At 68.1% G+C, this 16,815-nt stretch carries 18 protein-coding genes; 11 read left to right on the top strand and 7 right to left on the bottom strand.

The window, feature by feature from the left end; translation table 11 throughout:
- The first annotated feature begins 23 nt into the window (after window positions 1–23).
- From NK1_RS21550 to NK1_RS21530, 5 genes are read left to right on the top strand one after another with little or no spacing between them, the layout of a single operon-like run.
- Entirely contained in the window at window positions 24–941 is a 918-nt protein-coding gene (locus NK1_RS21550) for an SDR family NAD(P)-dependent oxidoreductase (protein WP_063011301.1), read from the top strand.
- The gene (locus NK1_RS21545) at window positions 938–2,638 is read left to right on the top strand and encodes a thiamine pyrophosphate-binding protein (RefSeq protein ID WP_063011299.1); all 1,701 of its coding nucleotides are present in this window, start codon (window positions 938–940) and stop codon (window positions 2,636–2,638) included. The genes NK1_RS21550 and NK1_RS21545 overlap by 4 nt, the downstream gene beginning before the upstream one ends.
- Before the next feature lie 56 nt (window positions 2,639–2,694).
- Complete coding sequence (locus NK1_RS21540) at window positions 2,695–4,128, top strand: aldehyde dehydrogenase family protein (protein WP_063011297.1); 1,434 nt, start codon at window positions 2,695–2,697, stop codon at window positions 4,126–4,128.
- Entirely contained in the window at window positions 4,125–4,943 is an 819-nt protein-coding gene (locus NK1_RS21535; RefSeq protein WP_063011295.1) for a TauD/TfdA dioxygenase family protein, read from the top strand. Before NK1_RS21540 ends, NK1_RS21535 begins: the two co-directional genes overlap by 4 nt.
- Window positions 4,940–5,683, top strand: a complete 744-nt coding sequence (locus NK1_RS21530) for an SDR family NAD(P)-dependent oxidoreductase (protein ID WP_063011293.1) — start codon at window positions 4,940–4,942, stop codon at window positions 5,681–5,683. The genes NK1_RS21535 and NK1_RS21530 overlap by 4 nt, the downstream gene beginning before the upstream one ends.
- A gap of 13 nt (window positions 5,684–5,696) precedes the next feature.
- Here the strand turns inward: NK1_RS21530 and NK1_RS21525 are convergent, their stop codons facing one another.
- Window positions 5,697–6,278, bottom strand: coding sequence for a carboxymuconolactone decarboxylase family protein (locus NK1_RS21525; protein ID WP_063011474.1), 582 nt, complete (start codon window positions 6,276–6,278; stop codon window positions 5,697–5,699).
- A gap of 231 nt (window positions 6,279–6,509) precedes the next feature.
- Here NK1_RS21525 and NK1_RS35410 point away from each other — a divergent pair, with 231 nt between their 5' ends.
- Window positions 6,510–7,265 (top strand): class I SAM-dependent methyltransferase, encoded by a 756-nt coding sequence (locus NK1_RS35410; RefSeq protein WP_218023150.1) that lies wholly within the window; start codon window positions 6,510–6,512, stop codon window positions 7,263–7,265.
- Window positions 7,219–7,473 carry a DUF4822 domain-containing protein gene (locus NK1_RS36240; protein ID WP_369689827.1) on the top strand — a complete coding sequence of 85 codons (255 nt, stop codon included), beginning with the start codon at window positions 7,219–7,221 and terminating at the stop codon, window positions 7,471–7,473. The genes NK1_RS35410 and NK1_RS36240 overlap by 47 nt, the downstream gene beginning before the upstream one ends.
- On the opposite strand, the gene NK1_RS21515 is transcribed toward NK1_RS36240, so the two are convergent.
- Window positions 7,428–8,102, bottom strand: a complete 675-nt coding sequence (locus tag NK1_RS21515; RefSeq protein WP_245660725.1) for a PAS and ANTAR domain-containing protein — start codon at window positions 8,100–8,102, stop codon at window positions 7,428–7,430. The two genes, NK1_RS36240 and NK1_RS21515, sit on opposite strands and share 46 nt — an antisense overlap.
- A gap of 377 nt (window positions 8,103–8,479) precedes the next feature.
- Here NK1_RS21515 and NK1_RS21510 point away from each other — a divergent pair, with 377 nt between their 5' ends.
- Window positions 8,480–9,316 (top strand): RNA polymerase sigma factor SigF, encoded by an 837-nt coding sequence (locus NK1_RS21510; RefSeq protein WP_063011289.1) that lies wholly within the window; start codon window positions 8,480–8,482, stop codon window positions 9,314–9,316.
- Between the two features lie 9 nt (window positions 9,317–9,325).
- On the opposite strand, the gene NK1_RS21505 is transcribed toward NK1_RS21510, so the two are convergent.
- Window positions 9,326–9,730 carry a DoxX family protein gene (locus tag NK1_RS21505; protein ID WP_063011287.1) on the bottom strand — a complete coding sequence of 135 codons (405 nt, stop codon included), beginning with the start codon at window positions 9,728–9,730 and terminating at the stop codon, window positions 9,326–9,328.
- Between the two features lie 98 nt (window positions 9,731–9,828).
- A complete protein-coding gene (locus tag NK1_RS21500; RefSeq protein ID WP_063011285.1) occupies window positions 9,829–10,872 on the bottom strand; it encodes an alpha/beta fold hydrolase in 1,044 nt (347 codons plus the stop codon).
- Window positions 10,873–10,980: 108 nt separating this feature from the next.
- Here NK1_RS21500 and NK1_RS21495 point away from each other — a divergent pair, with 108 nt between their 5' ends.
- Window positions 10,981–11,610, top strand: a complete 630-nt coding sequence (locus NK1_RS21495) for a class I SAM-dependent methyltransferase (RefSeq protein ID WP_063011282.1) — start codon at window positions 10,981–10,983, stop codon at window positions 11,608–11,610.
- Between the two features lie 9 nt (window positions 11,611–11,619).
- Here NK1_RS21495 and NK1_RS21490 read toward each other — a convergent pair whose 3' ends face one another.
- From NK1_RS21490 to NK1_RS21480, 3 genes are read right to left on the bottom strand one after another with little or no spacing between them, the layout of a single operon-like run.
- A complete protein-coding gene (locus tag NK1_RS21490) occupies window positions 11,620–12,909 on the bottom strand; it encodes an ATP-grasp domain-containing protein (protein WP_063011280.1) in 1,290 nt (429 codons plus the stop codon).
- Entirely contained in the window at window positions 12,906–13,916 is a 1,011-nt protein-coding gene (locus NK1_RS21485; protein WP_218023149.1) for an alpha/beta hydrolase fold domain-containing protein, read from the bottom strand. Before NK1_RS21485 ends, NK1_RS21490 begins: the two co-directional genes overlap by 4 nt.
- Window positions 13,903–15,927 carry a CocE/NonD family hydrolase gene (locus tag NK1_RS21480; protein ID WP_063011278.1) on the bottom strand — a complete coding sequence of 675 codons (2,025 nt, stop codon included), beginning with the start codon at window positions 15,925–15,927 and terminating at the stop codon, window positions 13,903–13,905. Before NK1_RS21480 ends, NK1_RS21485 begins: the two co-directional genes overlap by 14 nt.
- A 330-nt stretch (window positions 15,928–16,257) precedes the next feature.
- Between NK1_RS21480 and NK1_RS21475 the strand changes: the two genes are divergently transcribed.
- Entirely contained in the window at window positions 16,258–16,467 is a 210-nt protein-coding gene (locus NK1_RS21475) for a calcium:cation antiporter family protein (protein WP_063011276.1), read from the top strand.
- A 100-nt stretch (window positions 16,468–16,567) separates the two neighbouring features.
- Window positions 16,568–16,815: SCO6745 family protein (locus NK1_RS21470; protein ID WP_439955956.1), on the top strand; the 248-nt coding region annotated here is incomplete at its 3' end.

Here is a 16,815-nt window from a genome sequence, read left to right as displayed (position 1 = left end):
ACGATGCGCGAGAGGATATCCTGTTGTCCGAACTGAGATTCGACGACCGCGTCGCGGTGGTCACCGGCGCCGGGCGCGGCCTGGGCCGGGCCTATGCCCTGCTGCTGGCCGAGCGCGGTGCGCGCGTGGTGGTCGACGATCCCGGCGGCAGTATGCGCGGTGAGGACCCCGACGCCGGCGTCGCCGCCGAGGTGGTCGCCGAGATCGCCGCCGCGGGCGGCACGGCGGTGGCGTGCACCGCGTCGGTCGCCAGCCCGGAGGGCGGGCGGGCGATCGTGGACACGGCGCTCGACCGGTTCGGACGCCTCGACATCCTGATCCACAACGCCGGCACCGTGCGCTACGGATCGCTGACCGAACTGAGTTACGAGGATTTCGAGGCCGTACTGGATGTGCATCTACGCGGTGCCTTCCACACCGTGCGCGCGGCCTTCCCGGTCATGAGCGCCGCCGGCTACGGCCGGGTGGTGCTGACCTCCTCGATCGGCGGCATCTACGGCAATCGGTCGGTCGCCAATTACGCGGTGTCGAAGGCGGGCATGATCGGGCTGTCGAATGTGGTTGCCCTCGAGGGCGCCGAGGCAGGGGTGCGCTGCAACATCATCGTGCCCTCGGCGCTGACCCGGATGGCCGACGGCATCGACACCTCCGCCTATCCGGATATGCGCCCGGAACTGGTGGCCCCGGCGGTCGCGTACCTGGCGCACGAATCCTGTTGTCTCAGCGGTGAATTGCTGGTCGCGATCGCGGGCCGGGTGGCACGCGCCTATATCGCCGAGACGCCGGGGGTGTATCAGCCGTCCTGGACCGTCGACGAGGTCGCCGCGCGCATCGACGACATCCGCAACACCGACAACTCGTGGATCCTGCCGCCGCTGAGCGCGCACGCCGAGCACATCGGCCGCAGCTTCGCGATGGCGACCGAAGGGAAACAGCAGTGAAGGTTTACGAACGCATTCTCGAACTCTTCGAGGCCGAGGGCATCGACACCATCTTCGGCATTCCGGACCCCAATTTCGTCCACCTGTTCCACCGCGCCGAGGAGCGTGGCTGGAAGGTGGTGGCGCCGCATCACGAGGAGTCGGCCGGCATGATGGCCGAGGGCGTATCGCGGATGACCGGGAAGGCCGCGGTGTGCATCGGCACTCTGGGCCCCGGTATCGCGAATCTGTCCGGCGCCATCATGTGCGCGAAGGTGGAGAATTCGCCGATCATCTTCCTGGGCGGCCAGCGGGCCCGGATCACCGAGCAGCGGGTGCGGCGCGGCCGGATCCAGTTCGTGCAGCAGGCCGGTCTGGTCGAGAATTCCGTGAAGTACAGCGCCAGTATCGAATACGCGGATCAGACCGACGAAATCATCCGTGAGGGCCTGCGCAAGGCGCTGTCGGGCACGCCGGGACCGGTGTACATCGAATATCCCTCACACGTCATCGAGGAGGAGCTCGATCTGCCGCCGGCACTGCCACCGCGGCGGTATCGCCTCGTCGGCCAGACCGCGGGCGCGGATCGCATCGCCGAGGCGGCCGAGCACATCCGGGCCGCGCGGCAGCCGATTCTGCTGATCGGGCACGGGGTGCACACCGCGCGGGCGGCGGAATCGGTACGGCAACTGGCCGATCTGATGGCCGCCCCGGTGATCCAGACCTCCGGTGGCACCTCCTACATTCCCGGCCTCGAGGATCGCACCTTCCCCTACGGTTTCTCGCCGTCGGCGGTGGAGGCGGTCGTGCGGTCGGACCTGTGCCTGGCCATCGGCACCGAACTCGGCGAACCCGTGCACTACGGCCGCGGCCGGCACTGGCTCGCGGGCGAGGCGGAGCGGAATTGGATTCTGGTGGAACAGGATCCGGCCGCCATCGGGGTGAACCGCCCCATCGACGTGCCGCTGGTCGGCGATCTGCGGGCGGTGGTCCCCCAGCTGGTCGAGGCGCTGCGCGACACTCCGCGCACGCCGTCACCGGAGCTGGCGGGCTGGATCGAGCGTGACGCCGCCCGGCTGGCCGAACTGGCCGAATCGGCGCCCAGCGGGATGAGCCCGGTCCATCCGGCGCGCCTGATCGTGGAGGCGACGAAAGCCTTTCCCACCGACGGCATCATGGCCAGGGACGGCGGCGCCACCACGATTTTCGGCTGGACGTACTCCCAGGCGAAACCGCACGACGTGATGTGGAACCAGAACTTCGGACATCTGGGCACCGGGCTGCCCTACGCCATCGGCGCCTCGGTGGCCGACGGCGGCACCCGGCCGGTCATGCTGATCACCGGCGATTCCTCGTTCCAGTTCCAGATCGCCGAACTCGAAACCGCCGCGCGCCTGAATTTGCCGCTGGTCTGTGTGGTCGGCGTCGACTACGCGTGGGGCCTCGAGGTCGGCGTGTACAAACGCACCTTCGGGCAGGGCTCGCTCGAAACGGGTGTGCACTGGAGTACCGGTGTCCGGTTGGACAAGGTGGCCGAGGGTTTCGGGTGCCACGGCGAATACGTCGAACGCGACGAGGACATCGCACCGGCGATCAAACGGGCCTATGCCAGCGGTAAACCGGGGGTCGTGCACGTCGCCGTCGATCCGAAGGCCAATTCGGAGGAGATGCCCAGCTACGACGAATTCCGTACCTGGTACGCGGAAGGAATGCAGTAGCCCTCTGCACGAAAACATCTGCCCCACAGCGCATCCAGAGAGAAGGACAGCGGCTCATGCGTGAATATCCGACGTTCTACATCGGCGGGCGGTGGGTCGAACCCGCGTCCGCGCAGATCATCGAGGTGATCAACCCGGCGACCGAGCAGGTCTGCGGCCGGGTCGCCGCCGGATCGGCCGAGGATGTGGACCGGGCCGTGGCCGCGGCGCGGACCGCGTTCGGGACCTGGTCGGCGACCACGGTCGCCGATCGGCTGGCGGTGTTGCGGGCCGTCGCGGCCGAATATCAGCGCCGCCGTGACGATCTGGCGGCCGCGCTCACCGAGGAGATGGGCGCACCGGCCGCGCTCGCGGGCGGTTTCCAGGTCGATCTGGGCGCCGGGCATCTCGACACCGCGATCGCCGCACTCGCCGACTACCGCTTCGAGCAGCGCCACGGCGCCTCGCTGGTGGTCAAGGAACCGATCGGCGTGTGCGGGCTGATCACACCGTGGAACTGGCCACTGAATCAGATCGCGGTCAAGGTATTTCCGGCTCTGGCCACCGGGTGCACCGTCATCTTGAAGCCGTCGGAGCAGTCGCCGTTCAACGGGCAGATCTTCGCCGAGATCCTCGACGCGGCCGGCGTACCCGCCGGAGTGTTCAACCTGGTTCAGGGCGACGGGCCGGGCGTGGGGGTGCCGCTGTCGGGACATCCCGATATCGACATGATCTCGTTCACCGGTTCCACCCGGGCCGGTATCGATATCGCCCGCAATGCCGCGCCCACGGTCAAGCGGGTCACCCAGGAGCTCGGCGGTAAGAGCCCGAACATCGTGCTCGACGACGCCGATTTCGCCGCCAACGTCGCCAAGGGCGTGGTGACGATGATGAACAATTCCGGCCAGACCTGCAGCGCGGGATCACGCATGCTGGTGCCGGCGGCCCGCATGGACGAGGCGAAAGACGCCGCTCGCGCGGCCGCCGGCACCGTGACCGTCGGCGATCCGAACGGTGAGGTCGCGATGGGCCCGGTGGTGTCGGGCGCCCAGTTCGACAAGATCCAGGCGCTGATCCGCAAAGGCATCGACGAGGGCGCCACCCTGGTCGCCGGCGGCACCGGTCGCCCGGAAGGGCTGGACGTCGGGTTCTATGTGAAGCCGACGGTTTTCGCCGATGTCGGCAACGATATGACGATCGCCCGCGAGGAGATCTTCGGGCCCGTCCTCACCATCCTCGGCTACGACTCGCTCGATCACGCGATCGAGATCGCCAACGACACCGACTACGGCCTGGCCGGCTTCGTCGCGGGCGCCGACCTCGAGCAGGCCCGCGCGGTCGCCCGCCGCATTCGCGCGGGTTCGGTGGCGATCAACGACGGCTTCGACTTCGGCTGCCCGTTCGGCGGCTACCGCAAGAGCGGCAACGGACGCGAATGGGGCGCATACGGATTCGAGGAGTACCTCGAGACGAAGGCGATTCTCGGCTACGCACCGGAGGAGGGGGCGTGAAAACCACGAAACTCAGCGAAACGGTCGGTGTGCGGGTCGACGACGTCGACCTCGACCGTCTCCGTAGCGACGACGACCTGCCGGGGGAATGCCTGGCCGCGCTCGAAGAACACGGTGTGCTGCTGTTCCCCCGGTTGCACGCCGACGACGAGACGCAGGCCGCGTTCTGCCGCAAACTCGGTGAGCTGGTGCAGTTTCCGCTGTACCCCAATCCGGACGTGATGGAGATCAGTTTCGACCCGGACAACCCCAACGTGGAGTATTTCGCCAGCAACGACTACTGGCATCTGGACGGTTTCATGGACGAGGTGCCGGCCAAGGCGTCCATCATGAGCGCCCACGTGGTGACCGAGACGGGTGGTGAAACCGCGTTCGCCAGCACCTACGTCGCCTACGACGAACTGTCCGAGGAGGAGAAGCGGCGGTTCGAGGGCCTGCGGGTGTGGCACAGCTTCGAGGCCATTCAACGGCTGACATATGCCGATCCGACGCCGGAACAGCTCGACGAGTGGGCGCGCCGCGGCGGACGGGAACATCCGCTGGTGTGGACGCACGAATCCGGCCGTCGCTCACTGGTTTTCGGAGCGTCGGCCGATCATGTGGTGGGCATGGCCCCGGACGAGGGCCGGGCGCTGCTGGACGATCTGCTGGCGCGGGCGACCGCCCCGGACCGGGTGCTGTCCCATCGGTGGGCGGTGGGCGACATGGTGATCTGGGACAACACCGGCCTGGTGCATCGGGCCTGTCCGTTCGATCGGTCGCAGCCGCGGCGCATGCACCGGTCCACCCTGGTCGGGCAGGAGTCGATCAAATGAGCGGCCGAACCGCGATCGTGACGGGCGGCGCGTCCGGGATCGGCGGCGCGATCGCACGGCGGCTGGCCGCCGACGGCTCGCCGGTGGCGGTGTTCGACCTGGACGGCGCGGCGGCCGATCGCGCGGCGCGGGAGATCGGCGAATCCGGCGGCAAGGCGATCGGGGTGGCGGTGGACGTGTCCGACCGCGGCGCCATCGATACCGGTGTGCGGCGAGTCCGCGACGAGCTGGGCCGGCCGTCGATTCTGGTCAACAGCGCCGGAATCACCACGTCCGGGCCGTTTCTCGACATCACCGCGCAGCAGTGGGCGCGGGTGCTGGCGGTCAACCTCACCGGCACCTTCGACTGCTGCCAGGCCGTGCTGCCCGATATGGTCGAGCAGGGCTGGGGGCGGATCGTGAACATTTCCTCGTCGAGTGTTCACAGCGGCGCGGCGGGGATGGCCGCCTATGTGTCCTCGAAGTCCGGGGTGCTCGGGTTGACGAAGGTGCTCGCGCTGGAGTTCGCGCGAAAAGGCGTCACGGTCAACACGATTCCGCCGGGGTTCATCGATACGCCCATGATGCGAGCGACCGCAGACCGTGGCGTCCTCGATGTGGACAAGCAGATCGACGCTACTCCCGTCGGACGGATCGGGTTGCCGGAGGATATCGCCGCCGCCTGTGCGTTCCTGGTGAGCGAGGAGGCCGGCTATATCACCGGGCAGGTGATCGGCGTGAACGGCGGCCGCAACACCTGAGGCGGGTTAGCGGTTACCGATGCCGCGGCAGATAGGGCTTCAGGTCGTCGTCGGGTTCCACGCCGAAGGACCGCAGGGCCATGGCCAACATATCGTAGGTGCCGACGGTGAAAACGATATCCATGAGTTGATTCCGCTCGAATTCGGCGGCGAGAATCTCCCAGGTGCGGGCGGCGACCGCACCGTCGGACAGCAATTCGTCGGTGGCGATCAGCAACGCTCTGTCGGCAGCGGCCCATTCGTCGTCCGGCACCGCCGCCGCGACCCTTTCTATTTCCGCCTGCGGCATTCCTGCTATTTCCGCGAGAATAGCGTGCTGGGCCCATTCGTAATCACACTGCCGGACGGCGGCGACGCGCAGTATCAGCAGTTCGCGCTGCCGGTCGCCGAGTGTGGATCCGTACAGCAGATGGCCGTTGAAGCTCAGGAATGCCTTGGCCAGTGCGGGATATCGCGCGAGCGTGCCGAGCAGGTTGGCCCCGGCGGGGTGGGTATCGCCCGGGGTGTCACCGAGCACGGAGGAGCGGAATTCCCCGATGAAGCCGACCAGATCCGGCGACCACTCCGACTTTGCCGCAGGCGTTATTCGAGCCACGACCGACTCCTTCCGGCCGATGCGCAAACCGGCCCGGCCATGAATTTCCGGGCCGCATCTCGCCACCCGAATCCGCATTTCCGGTGAATACCGGATTTGGAAATGCTATCAAAACGACCATTGTTTCGCGACGGTGTTCCGCGCGCGATGTCCCGCCGCCACGGTCTACACTTCGATACCGAATTCCGCCGCCCGCCGCGGCGGCCGTCCCGATCGCAACTGGGAGCGAATGTGCTGGGAGACGAGCCCATCTCGGACGCGTACGCGGCCAACGCCGAGTTCTGGATTCGCATCGTGCGCGACGATCTCGACCCGTATCGCAGCGGCCTCACCGACCCGGCACTGCTGGCGCTCATCGGCGACTGCGCGGGCCTGCACGTCCTGGACGCCGGATGCGGTGAAGGCTATCTGACCCGCGAATTGTCCTCGCGCGGCGCGGGTTTCGTCGACGGCGTCGACACCTGCGCCGAATTCGTCGCGGCCGCCGCGAGCCATCCGGCACACGATCCGGCCCGCGCGCGATTCCGGCAGGCCGACGTGGCCGCGCTGCCGTTGCCCGACGACAGCGTCGACCTGGTGGTGGCCAACCGACTGCCGCACGGACTGTCCGATCCCGGGCTGCGATTCGTCGAATTCGCCCGCGTCGTGCGCCCCGCCGGGCGGCTGGTGATGGTGACGATGCACCCCTGCTTCTACGTCGCCCGCGGCGAACGCAGCGGCGCCGGAACAGGTTTCACGGTCGACGACTATTTCGCGGGGCGCACGGTGCGGCAGCGCTTCGAGGTCGCGGGGACACGCTCGCCCGCCGCCTCCGTTCAGGCGTTGTATTCGCTGGAAGCGACGATCGGGATGCTCACCACCGCCGGATTCGCGCTCACCGCCGTGCGCGAGCCCCGGCCCACCGACCGGCAGCGCCGCGAAAACCCTTGGTGGGACGAACATTTCACCCGGCCACTGTTCCTGGCGCTGGAATGCGTCCTGCTATAAACAGGAAGAATTCCGCCGCGTCGTCGATATCGTCACACTCGACGCCACGACCTTCACCTATCGTGTCCACCCCGACGCCGCCGACCGGTCCACCTACTACGACATCGTCCACACCCCGACGACTCACCCGGAACCGGCCACCCAGGCCGGCGCGGCCACGCGCTATTCCTCGTCCGTGCCCGGATGGCGCAGCGTCAGCAGAAGATGATCGAGACGGGTCCGCGTCGATGCGGGCACCGGGGGCACGGTGTCCAGATCGCCGACGAACTGCGCGGCCAATTCCTGCAACTTGACATTGGTTTCCTGGGAGCGCCACGCCAGCACGCGGAACGCCTGTTCCGCCGAGATCCGGTAGACGAACATCAGGATCCCCTTGGCCTGTTCGATCGCCGCCCGGCGTTCGATGACGGCGGGCAGCTCCTCCTCGAAAAGTTCGCGGCGCTGCCGGTCCACCGAGTCGGTGAGATCGACGTAGTAGCCCTGCGTGCCGATCACCTCGCCGGACGCGTCGAGCATCGGCTCCGACACCACCAGCACATCGCGGACCGTGCCGCCGGTGTCGACGATGCGGTGCCGGCTGGAAAACGGTGCGTGATCTTCGACCGAGGTCACGATGGTGGCCTCGACCCGATCGCGGTCGTCGGGATGTTTGTGCCCGAGCAGCAGCTCGGTGGTCGGTTCGACCTGCCCCGGTGCATAACCGTGCATCCTGGCGACCTCGTCCGACCACTCCCATCGCTCTTCGGCGAACCAGAATCGGAACCGGCCGACGCCCTGCGGGTCACCGGCGCCCACCACCCGTTCGACGCCGTCGTCGTGCCCGCTGGCGACCATCATCGCAGCCTACTCTCCGGCCCGGACACGGCCCTCACCTGCGCCGATGTCCTGCCGAGGGCACGCGGTGCCGCCGTGATGCGGTCCGGCATCCGTTCCGTGGCCCAACCGATACCGGATCCTGTCCGGTTCTCGACCGACGGAACGGGACGGTCCGTAGGATCGGTCCGGTACGCGAACGGCGCGCATCCGCCCGCCTCTCGCGTTCGATTGTGCACCACACAGATGCGTTGCGCGCCAACCTGTTTCGAAACTCCGGCGCAGGCCGAGCGAACGATAGCCGAATGCGAACATCCGTGCGCAGGCGCAAGACCGTTGAGCTTGCGTGATCGAGGTGCTCGCTCCATGTCGTCGCATACGACGGAAACGGAGTGGCCCGAATGACACACCCCGCACGAACCCACCGGACCGGAGGCGCCCGGTCGCGTAGCGACAGCTACGACAACATCGAACCGTGGTTCGACAAACTCGCCGACCTCGACGCCACCGACCCGCACCGGCGGGCACTGCGCGAGCACATCATCGAATTGTGCCTGCCGCTGGCCGAGCACATCGCGCGCCGCTACCTCAACCGCGGCGAAGCCTACGACGACCTGCTGCAGACCGCCCGCATGGGGCTGGTTCTCGCCGTCGACCGCTTCGATCCGGGCCGTGGCGCGCCGTTCCTCGGGTTCGCCGTTCCCACCATCATGGGTGAGGTGCGCAAACATTTCCGCGACCACACCTGGGCGGCCCGCGTACCCCGCCGCTACAAGGAACTGCGCCACCGGATCGTGAAGGCCGGCGATCCGCTCACCCAGCGCCTGGGCCGTGCGCCCAATGCCCGGGAACTGGCCGCCGAGCTGGATGTCGACATCATCGACATCACCCAGGCTCTCGTCGCCGCCAACGTCTACCAGTGCGATTCCCTCGACGCCGCCCGGACCGAGCGCGACGACGCACCGTCCGCGGCGGCCGCCGCGCTGGGCGTCGACGAACCCTGCTACGAACTGCTCGAGCAGGCCGCCGCGGTCCGGCCGCTCATCGCCGATCTGCCGCAGCGCGACCGCGATATCCTCGTCCTGCGATTCTTCGAATCGAAAACCCAATCGGAGATCGCCGAGCACTTCGGGGTATCCCAGATGCACGTGTCACGACTGCTGACCCGCATTCTGGATACGCTGCGCGACGGGGTGTGGAGTACACCGGAGGACTCGGTCGCGCAGATGCGACCGTAGCCGCGGCGGTCAACCGCCCCGCTTCTCCGAGGCGACGAACAGCAGCCCGCCGATCATCGCCATGTTCTTGTGGAACTGCACCTGTTGCGGCTTCCGCGCGCCGGGGTCGTCGATCGCCCAGAACGCATGTCCCGCAATGGTTGTCGGCACCATCGAGGCGATGAGAGCCAGCGCCGACAGGCGGGGCAGTGTGCCCAGTGCCAGCAATACGCCACCGGCCACCTGAACGCCCGCATTGACCTGTACCAGCAGCTTGTCGTCCTCGGGCAGCGGCACGACCGAGCGCACCGCGGCGAGGGTCGGCGCCGCCGCCTCCGGCCGAGGTCCGGGCGCACGCAACGCGTCCGCACCGAGTACCGCGTAGGTGGAGCCCATCAGCACGCGCGCCGCCGCACGGAGGGGATCGAAGCGCATATCAACTCCATTCCACAACTGTCGTTCGGTGCCGTCCGATCGGCCGACACTGTCGGGCTACCCGGTGTCGCCGCGATGAACCCGGGCGCGCGGCGGGATCAGGAGGTGCGGCCGGGGCGATCGGTGCGGATGGCAGCCGAGGCGGCGGCGCGGGAACGGACACCGAGTTTGGTGCGCGCGTTGGCGACGTGCCGGTGCACGGTATGGGGACTCAAGGTCAGCCGCTCGCCGATCTGCGCGTCGGTCAGCCCCTCGGCCACCAGGCGCAGAATCTCGCGCTCGCGATCGGTCACCGCTTCGGGACCCGGCGGCAACGGCTGGGATCGCACCGGATATCCCAGCGCGCGCAGGATCGCGTCGGCGACGGCGGTCGCGTCACCGCGCCACGGGAAATGGTCCTCACCGTACAGTTCGACGAAGGTCGCGCGACGCACGCGGCGGGCGACGTCGACACCGAGGGCGAACGGCACCGCGCGATCGTGCTTGCGGTGCAGCACGGTGGTCGGGACGGTCACGGCCGCCAGGTACTCGGTGGCGTCGAGTTCGTATGTGGCGGACAATGATTGCGCGGCCTGCTCGGCCGTCGCGGACAGCCGCTGGAAGCGGGCGAACCGCTCGCGTTCGGCGCTGTCGGCGCCGGGGACGAACACATCGGCCAGCAAACGGGAGCCCAGGCCCCAGTGCGCGGAAATCGCATCCACCAGCGCGCGGCGCGCTCCCTCCGGCGCGATGTCCGCGCCGCGGGCGAACGACCCGTAGAGGACGAGCCGATGGACCCGGCGGGGCAACCGGGCCGCGAGTCCGGCTGCGACCGCCGAGCCCGACGACGCGCCGAGCACCGCGACGCGCTCGAACCCCAGCGCATCGACGATGTCCGCGGTCACGGCGATTTCACCATCCGGATCGACCGGCGCCGCGGTCGCGGACATGCCGCGCCCGGGCTGGTCGTATCGGATGACGGTGAACCGAGTCGCCAGCCGGGACATGAAGGCCCGGAACAACGGATCCTTCCAGTTGAGGATCAGGTGGCTGCACCACCATCCGCCGATCAACAGCGCGGGACCGCTGCCGACCACCGAACAGGCGACCTCGCCGCCGACGGTCCGCACCCGCTGGACCACCTGCTCCTCGGCGCCCACCATGCTGCCACCTCTCGTGCGGCGGCCGTCGAGGCCGGCGCATCATCCGGCATCGATTATGGCCCGAACGGGCCATGACGCGAAGGGCCGCCGCCCGCCACACTCGTTCCCATGACCACCGCAACTCTCGGCCAACGCATCTTCGCCAGCTGGTATCCGGGCTTCATGTCCCGCGTCGAACGTGCCGGACAGGCCGACCTGCGCCGGGCCCAGCTCTGCCGCGCCTCCGGTCGCACCCTCGAAATCGGGGCCGGCGACGGACTGTCGATCTCGCATTACCCGGACGGCCTGGACGAACTCGTCCTGCTCGAACCGAATCCGGCACTGCGCGCCCGATTGACGGCACGCGCCGACACCGTCGCCGGGCCCGTCACCGTCGTGGACGGCGACGCGCACCGGCTGGATTTCCCGGCGGCCAGTTTCGACACGGTCACCGCGTCGCTGGTGTTCTGTTCGGTGCGCGATCCGGCCCGGGCGCTGCGCGAAGTGCATCGCGTGCTGCAGCCCGGCGGCCGGTTCCTGTTCCACGAACACGTCCGCGGCACCGGCCTGCGCGCCGGCGTCCAGGACGTGCTGACACCGCTGCAACGACGCCTCGCGGACGGCTGCCACGCCAATCGGGACTTCGAAAGCCTGCTCGCGGCAGCGGATTTCGCTGTCGAGGACATCGCGCACACCCGGATGCCGACAATGATGCCGACCATCGTGCCCCTGGTCGTCGGCACCGCGCGCCGACGGTGAGCGCTGCGCCTAGTCCGCCTCGTCGTCCACGTCGTCGAATTCGAAATGCAAGGCGTCGACGCAGCGTTCGTATTTGCCGACCAGATCCGCTTCGCTGTCGGCGCCGATGAAGATGTCCGCCAGTTCGTAGCTGTAGCTGTCCTGCGCGGGCATCTCCGACAGCCGGATTCCTTCGGCGGGAACCACTTCGATGGTGACGCCGGGGATGTCGTCCTGGATCCGCTCGATCTCCGCGGCCGTGGGAACTCTGGTCACGATCCCGTCGGAGAAACGGCGGTAGTAGCACTTGGCGGCGATGTCGTAGCGGCCCTGTCCCTTCGGCAACCGCGGATCGAGGCCGAGGCCCAGACGCACCATGCAGTGGTGGTTGGGCACGCCGTCCACGGCGTAGAACATGTCGGCGTGCGATTGCGAATGGCGGGCGTTGATCTCGAGCACCGACACCCGTCCGGTGTCCGGCTCGCAGAAGAATTCGATGCTGAACGTCGAATTGTCCAGGCCCATTTGCGATATGACGCGCTCGGAGATATCGGTCATCCGCGCCACGATCTCGGGCGGCAACTGGGACGGATATTGATGCCGGAGGAAACACGGCGTCTGCGGGTAGTTGATCGAATCCAGGGCGCCGTTCACGGTGACCCGGCCGCGATAGACGTATCCCTCGGTCGCCGCCTGCACGCCGGTGAGCGTTTCCTCGGCCAGACATGCCTGGCCGCCGATCGCGGCGATCTCCGGCGGAAGGTCGATCCGGTCGAGAACGAATTCGAACGGTTTGCCGACCCGGCCGACACCCGCGCGGATCTGTTCGACCGCCGCCTCGAACTCGCGGTCGTCGTGCACGTGGAACGCCAGTTCCGAGGAGAAGGACTTGACGGGCTTGAGCCACACCGGATACGTCATCCCCTCGGGCAGGCGGGCCTCGCCGTCGAGGTCGACGATCCCGAACTTCGGAATCTCGTCGATCACCTTGCTCTGCTCGATCCGGCTCCAATATTTGTGCTCGCACTTGACCACCGCCTCGAGATCGGCGCTGGGCAATCCGAACCGCTCACACAACATCGGAACCAGGGCGGTCACCGGGAAATCCCAGTAGCCGACGACGGCCGCGATATCCCCGTCGAAGCCCTTCAGGGTGTCCTCCGCTTTGTGCAGCAGGTCCTCGATCGGAATCTCACCCTCCTGGGTTTCCTCGATCCCGAGCAACGGATGGAATCGGTATCGCTGCGCGTCCGGAATCAGGTCGAGAGTGCGCAGATTTCCGTCGTCGAGACCGATCACGAAGATATCGGCAGTATTCACACGTCTCCTCTGGTCGAAATATTCCCCGCGGGCGCGTACATCGATTCCCCGGCGTCGGTCCGGGGCGCCGGGCGCTGGACGAGCCGCACCAGCCGGCGCATCGCGTGCCGGGCCTCGGGCACATCCGAGAGATGCCACGCGTGGAACATCCCCGGATATTCGAAGTAACCGAGGTCGACCCCCTCGCGCACGCACCGCGCCCGGAAACGGCGGGCATCGGCCAGCAGGAGGTCGCGAGTGCCGACGAACAGGCTGAGTCGCCCGGGCGTCGCGGCGGGCGCATTCAGCGGACTGATCATCGGATCGCGCCGGTCGAGCTCGCCGGCGTACAGGCGACCGGCCTCGGCCAGTCCCGCGACACCGAGATAGGGGTCGCACGGATCGAGAGCCCGGGCCATGGGATCGGTCATGGTGACATCGAGCCATGGGGAGATCATCACGACCTCCTTGGGTGTCACGGCCTCCGTCGCGCCGAGTTGGCGCGCCAGCACCAGCGCCAGCGCGGCACCGGCGGAATCACCCATGAACACCTTGTTCTCCGACGCGGTATGCGCGAAGACCTCGTCGTGCACCGCGCGCACCATCGCCACCGTGTCGTCGCCGTGGTGCGCGGGGGCCAGCGGATAGAGCGGCACGGTGACCGTGCATCCGGTCCGGTCGACCAGGCGGGCCAGGAATTTCCAGTGATCGTGCTGGATCTGATGGACGTAGGCGCCGCCGTGCAGGTAGAGCACGTGGCGGGAGGTGCCGCCCTCGAGCGGCCGGATGGTGTACACGGGCCGGCCCCGCATGTTCCGGCGCGTCACCCAGTAGTGGGTGTGCAATTCGGCCGGCGGGCGGTCCCGGTCGGGCCGCTGGCTCTTGCGGATACTCTCCCGCAGCGCGTGCGCGTCGGCAAAGGTCTTGTCCGCGTGCGTCATTCGCATGCCGGCGATCAGCATGCGGCTGCGCAGGCTCGGTTTCGCATGATTCACCGGTCCTACCGGTTCCAGGTCACACGTGGTCACGGGGAATCACCCTCTTCCAGTTCCGCGAGAACATTCGCTGTTCGCCCTCGAATCCGTCGAGTTCGGCATGGACGTAGAAATCGGTCGGGGTACAGGTGACGCGGGTCCGGGTTTCGGTGCGGGCCCGCCAGTCGCCCCGGGCGAAACTCATCGACCACGACGTTTCCGCTGTGGCGGAACAGAATTCGTCCGCCTTCCAGCTGTAGCGTTCGTGGACGCGGCGGTCGACGTCGAGATCGTGCTCGTCGAAGCGGATCAGGCCGGCGTCCTTGACGATGTCGAGTGCGGAACGGTAGTCGATCAGATCGCGCGAGACCGTCCACTTCTGCTCCCCCGGCCTGATCCGGGTGGTGGGCATCGGCTCGGCGCCTTCGGGTTCCTCGAACGGCCGCACCGCGACATCGTCGGATTCGGCGATCGGCCGGATCGGCAGCGTCAGGGCGCTGCCCTCGGTGTACACGGTGACGAGGGCGGGTTCCGGCGGTGGCCACGCCAGCGGCCAGTACGACGTCGACAGCGACAACCGGATCCGGTGACCCGCCGGAAAGGCCTGGGCCACGGCATTGAGCTGCACGGTGACGCGGTAGCGGCGGCCCGGTTCCAGCGGTTCCGGTTCGTCGTGGCCGTCGCGGTGGGTCAGATTCAGCAGGCCGTAGGTCACCCGGGTCGCGCGGCCGTCCGGGGCGACGTCCGAGAGTCTGGCCGCGATCATCGCCACCGGCTTGTCGGCCGACACCTCCAGCGTCACGGTCGGCGCGCCCAGGATCTCGCAGCGTTCGGTCAGCTCGTCGGTGTCGAACACCAGCGAGCCGCCGTCCTCTTCGCGCTGGTCGTAGGGCAGATCCGGGGGCGCGCTGTAGGACGCCCACTTCCCGGCGAACTGCCCCACCGACAGCGGCGACTCGACCGCGAGAGCCGCCGGGGTCACCGGCTCGTCCGGGCGCGTGATCCGGTTACGGGCCAGCGGGTGCGCCACGGCCCGTACGTGCGGCGAGGGCCACGCGGGCTCACCGACCCAGCGGCCGGGCCGCTGTTCGTACGACGTGGACGGCGGGACACTGTCCTGCATCCACGTCCGCAGCATCGGACCGTCCATCACATCGTTGTCGATATCGCGCAGCCAGTGGTCCCACCAGCGCACCACCTCCTGCAGGTAGCCGATCGCGGGGCCGGGTTCGCCGAGATGCGGATATTTGTGCGACCACGGACCGATGAGGCCCTTACGCGGGACTTCCAGATTCTCGAGCAGCCGTGCGACGGCGTTCGAATAGCCGTCGGCCCAGCCGCTGGAGGCGAGCACGGGAATCTGGACGTCGGCGTAGTTCTCGCAGACCGACGCGCGTCGCCAGTAGTCGTCGCGGCGCTGGTGCTCGAGCCAATTCGCGGCCCAGAGGCTGCAGTTCTCCAGCCGCTCCAGCCACATCTCCCGCCAGCGGTCACCGACCAGCGCGGGATCGGGCGGCAGCGTGCTGTAGGCGAACATCGTCGCGGATTCGGCGATGTTGTCCGAGAGCAGGGCGCCGCCCATGTAGTGCATGTCGTCGGAATAGCGATCGTCGGTGAACGAGGAGATCACGATCGCCTCGAGACCCGCGGGTTTGCGGGCGGCCACCTGCAGCGCGTTGAAACCGCCCCAGGAGATACCCATCATGCCGAGCCGGCCGTTGCACCACGGCTGCGCCGCCATCCAGGCGAGCACCGCTTCGGCGTCGAGGTGCTCCTGTTCGAGGTACTCGTCGGCGAGCACTCCCTCCGACTCGCCGGTGCCGCGCAGGTCGACCCGGACACAGCCGTAGCCGTGTCCGGCGAGATACGGGTGGTGAATCGAATCCCGCACCGCGCTCAGGTCCCGTTTGCGATACGGGATGTATTCGAGGATGCCGGGCACCGGGGCGTCATCGGAGGCGATCGGCCGCCATATCTTGGCGGCCAGCCGCACCCCGTCCGGCATCGGGATCCACACCTGTTCGTCCACGGTGATCTGCTGCGGCATGGACGTCACCGTCCGCATCAGTCCTCCTCGGTTCACATCTCGGTGGCCGGTTCCCGAAGCGGCGTCTCACCGCCGGCTGCCACCGCCCCCGTCGATTACGCACTTCCGGCGGCTACCCGCTCACGGCCGCACTACACCGGCGGCACACCCGCTGATGAGTTATCGGGCGAAACAACTTCTCGTACAGCATCTTTCGATACACTGGGCCGCGCTCGCGGCACGCTACGCGCCGACGGTGTGAGCTGCGCTACAGCATTCGCCGCTCCGTGGCGGCCAGGATCAACCGGCCGGGCACTCCACGGCCACGAAAGCCGACCACGCCACCCGCCGCGGGATCGGCACCGGCCGGTGCCGATCTTCGCCATGGCCGCCGTGGTCACCCTGGCGGCGGGGGTGTACATCGAGCGCAGCGGTGAGGAGCTGTTCGGCCGCTGCGGGATGTCGGGAGTGGTGTTCGGCGCCACGGTGCTGGCCGCGGCGACCTCACTGCCGGAACTGTCGACCGGGCTGACCTCCACCCGCGTCGGCATCGTCGGCCTCGCGCTCATCCCGACCTGACGGCGGCTCGGTGGCGGGTTCCCGGATGCCTAGGATCGAGGTGATCCATTGGCCGGAGGATGCGAACAGACAAGGGGTGCGGGTGATTTCAGCACGCGAGATGTGGACGTTGTTCGAGCCGATCCACGCGGTGACCTATTTCGCCCCGGAATGCCGGACCGCATTCGAGCAGGCGGGGCTCCGCGGCTTCTGGCGCGGCTACTTCGGCGGTCGCTCGGCGCCGTTCGGGCCGGTCGGCCCCGGCGTCGTGACAGCGACCTTCTTCGGCTTCTCCCCCGCCATGGTGGCCCGGGCGCTGCCGGGCGTGTGGGAGCTCGCGACGCCGCAGCGCGTCCTCGCGGCCCGCTC

This window comes from Nocardia kruczakiae NBRC 101016 (assembly GCF_001612965.1).
GTDB lineage: Bacteria > Actinomycetota > Actinomycetes > Mycobacteriales > Mycobacteriaceae > Nocardia > Nocardia kruczakiae.
The sequence above is the reverse complement of the archived record's forward strand: the minus strand, read 5'-3'. Positions and strand labels throughout refer to the sequence as shown.

Excerpts from the sequence above, each read along its gene's own strand:
- NK1_RS21530 (WP_063011293.1), top strand. The coding sequence starts at position 4,940 with ATGAGCGGCCGAACCGCGATCGTGACGGGCGGCGCGTCCGGGATCGGC.
- NK1_RS21515 (WP_245660725.1), bottom strand. The coding sequence starts at position 8,102 with ATGATGGTCGCCAGCGGGCACGACGACGGCGTCGAACGGGTGGTGGGC.
- NK1_RS21500 (WP_063011285.1), bottom strand. The coding sequence starts at position 10,872 with ATGGTGGGCGCCGAGGAGCAGGTGGTCCAGCGGGTGCGGACCGTCGGC.
- NK1_RS21540 (WP_063011297.1), top strand. The coding sequence starts at position 2,695 with ATGCGTGAATATCCGACGTTCTACATCGGCGGGCGGTGGGTCGAACCC.
- NK1_RS21480 (WP_063011278.1), bottom strand. The coding sequence starts at position 15,927 with ATGCGGACGGTGACGTCCATGCCGCAGCAGATCACCGTGGACGAACAG.
- NK1_RS21510 (WP_063011289.1), top strand. The coding sequence starts at position 8,480 with ATGACACACCCCGCACGAACCCACCGGACCGGAGGCGCCCGGTCGCGT.
- NK1_RS21505 (WP_063011287.1), bottom strand. The coding sequence starts at position 9,730 with ATGCGCTTCGATCCCCTCCGTGCGGCGGCGCGCGTGCTGATGGGCTCC.
- NK1_RS21495 (WP_063011282.1), top strand. The coding sequence starts at position 10,981 with ATGACCACCGCAACTCTCGGCCAACGCATCTTCGCCAGCTGGTATCCG.